Raw genomic sequence first — 2,831 nt, 5'->3', positions numbered from 1 at the left:
GCCCTGCCTGGCACCGGCCGCTGCGCAGGCCGCCGAGGCCTATGCGATGCAGGCGCAGCGGCAGCCGGATTTCAGGCGCATGCAGGCGCTCGGCCGCACTCTGTTCTTCGACGCGGCCCTGTCGGCTTCGGGCGAACAGAGCTGCGGCAGCTGCCACGACCCGGCCTCGGCCTACGGCCCGCCGAACGACAAGCCGGTGCAGCCGGGCGGGCGCGACGGGCAGGCGCTGGGCTTTCGCGCGACGCCCTCGCTGCGCTACCTGCAGAACGTGCCGCCGTTCACCGAGCACCGCTTCGACGACGACGTCGACGAGAGCGTCGACCAGGGCCCGGCCGGCGGCCACGACTGGGACGGCCGCGCGGCGACGGTGCACGAGCAGTCGGGCCTGGCGCTGCTGTCGCCGAACGAGATGGCCAATGCGAGCCCGGCCGAGGTGGTGGAGCGGCTGCGCCGCGCGCCGTATGCCGGCGAGTTCCGCGCGACCTTCGGCGCCGATGCGCTGGATGCGGTGGAGCCGGCGTTTCAATGGGCGCTGCTGGCGCTGGAGATGTTCCAGCAGGATGCGGCGCAGTTCTACCCCTACAGCAGCAAGTACGACGCGGTGCTGCGCGGCCGCGCGCGCCTGACGCCGCAGGAGGCGCGCGGCCTGGCGCTGTTCAACGACGAGACCAAGGGCAACTGCGCGTCATGCCACCCGAGCGCGATCAGCCCAACGACCGGCGCGTTCCCGGCCTTCACCGACCACGGCCACATCGTGGTCGGCGTGCCGCGCAACCGCGCACTGCCGGCGAATCGCGATGCGGGCTTCCACGACCTCGGGTTGTGCGGGCCGGAGCGGCACGACCTCGCCGACCGGCCCGAGCACTGCGGCGCATTCCGCACGCCGACGCTGCGCAACGTGGCGCTGCGGCAGGCGTTCTTCCACAACGGCGTGCTGCACACGCTGGACGAGGTGATGCAGTTCTACGTGACGCGCGACCTGGAGCCGCAGCGCTGGTATGGCATCGGGGCGGGCGGCCAGGTCGAGCTGTATGACGACCTGCCGGGCGCGCTGAAGGAGAACGTCAACCGCGATCCGCCGTTCGATCGGGTCGCGGGGGACAAGCCGGCGCTCGATGCGCAGGAGATCGCGGATGTGATCGCGTTTCTGAAGACGTTGACGGATGGGTGGCAGGCGGAGTTGTAGCCAGATTGCCTCGTCGCACAGTTTGCTGCCTCGCCACGCTGGCATCCCTTGATCACCATAGTCGCCGATCGGAGAGCACATGAAGCGAGAGCCCGATATCCACTGCCCTCACTGCACCTACCCTCCACAGCCGGAGGATCGCTGGCAGTGCATCCCCAGTTGCGGCACGGTGTGGCACACGTTCTGGACGGGCGGCGTCTGCCCGGGCTGTGGCCATCACTGGCAGAAGACGCAGTGCCCGGCGTGCGGCGAGCTCTCGCCGCACGAAGACTGGTATCACTGTCCAGACGGCATCCCGGGTGGCGAAGAGGAGCGCTCGACCAACCTCACTCCAACGGAGATTTGATCTTGCGGCACCGACTTTCAGCGGCACTCGCACACGCTGTTTGCCTGCTTGTAGAAGTCCTTCGAGGTGGCCGGCCCTGAGTAGACCAGTTCGCCGTTCTTGTTCAACGCAGCACATTTCTGCGTGCAGACTTGCTGCGGGGACGGCTGGTTGCCGGTGAAGCAACTCACCAACACCGACACCCCGACCACTGCAGCGAAGCCGATGGCAATAGCCAGTCCGCGTCGCAGCTCTTTGCTCATTTTCGTCACACGCGACTCCAATCAGTTCACCTGCACGAAGTGCCAAGACGTGCATTGCCGCACCGGCGCTTGACCGGGTACGCTCATGAACGGCCCTTCTGTGTACGGCACCGGAGGCCGGCACATGTTCCCCGCATTCGGGTCAGGCTGCACATAGGGTCCATCGCACACCTTGATCAAGTTCGGCATTGACCACGGATAGTTCACGCCGACATATTCACCCGGAAGGTCTGGCGCCGGATTTGGCATGTTCGTGAATTGATTCATCAGCGACTTGGTCGAGGCCCAGCCCCCGCTCTCCGACATTGTTGGTGGCCCCGTGATCACCGGACCACGCGGATAGTAGATGCCGCGCAGTGCAGGACCACCTCCAAAGCTGGCTTGCAAGCCATTCGGGTCGACGAGGCTCAGCGGATTCCCATCCACATAGGTGTACGTCGAGAAACTTCTTCCAGCCAGCCCGATCGGGTCCGACTGCGGATAGCCGCCTCTCGACGGGTCGTAGCTGCGGAAGTAGTTGTAGAACAGCCCACTCTCCGCATCCGCATACTGCCCCGGGAACCGCAGGTTCTGCGTGAACGCACCCAGCCCGCCAGGATTCGTCTCCGGCGCGGTCGTTCCGAACGGCTCGGCCAGCCAGCGCCAGCGCTTGGCTCCGCTCTGGTCCACCACGATGCGCGGTGCGTTCAGGTGGTCGGCGTGGATGTAGAACACCATCGGCGCAGCGTTCGGATCACTCGCGTTCGCCGGGTCCGGCATGAACATCGCCACCGGGATGTTGTCCAGCCAGACGTATTCGCGCAGCGCCTTGCCGGTCTGGTCGTATTCGCCGAGCAACTGTCCTTCGAGGTCGTACACGAAGATCGCCGTCTCGCCGGTGCTCGTCACCTTGCGGATGCGACGACGCTGCGCGTCGTAGTCGTAGCTGCCGGTCACGCCCGCCTTCGTGATGCTCGCGATCGAGCCGTTCAGGCCGTATGTCGCCGTGTAGCCCGCGCTGTCGCTGGTCGTGTTGCCGGCGTTGTCGTAGCCGAAGCTGCGCGCCGGATTCGTGATG

3 protein-coding genes are annotated in these 2,831 nt (G+C 66.4%); 1 reads left to right on the top strand and 2 read right to left on the bottom strand.

Translation table 11 applies throughout. From position 1 onward, the window contains the following. Positions 1-1,186, top strand: a 1,186-nt coding sequence (locus tag AC1DXV_RS33405) for a cytochrome-c peroxidase (RefSeq protein ID WP_477937849.1), incomplete at its 5' end; no start/stop codon positions are given. A gap of 363 nt (positions 1,187-1,549) precedes the next feature. On the opposite strand, the gene AC1DXV_RS33400 is transcribed toward AC1DXV_RS33405, so the two are convergent. Both AC1DXV_RS33400 and AC1DXV_RS33395 read right to left on the bottom strand, forming a co-directional pair. Further along, positions 1,550-1,774: a hypothetical protein gene (locus AC1DXV_RS33400; RefSeq protein ID WP_477866934.1), complete on the bottom strand. Its 225-nt coding sequence runs from the start codon at positions 1,772-1,774 to the stop codon at positions 1,550-1,552. A 21-nt stretch (positions 1,775-1,795) separates the two neighbouring features. Next, positions 1,796-2,831, bottom strand: a 1,036-nt coding sequence (locus AC1DXV_RS33395) for an RHS repeat domain-containing protein (protein WP_477937847.1), incomplete at its 5' end; no start/stop codon positions are given.

The organism is Rhizobacter sp. P3_C12, from assembly GCF_056402735.1.
Note: the sequence above shows the minus strand (reverse complement) of the source record. Positions and strands in the feature narration are given on the sequence as shown.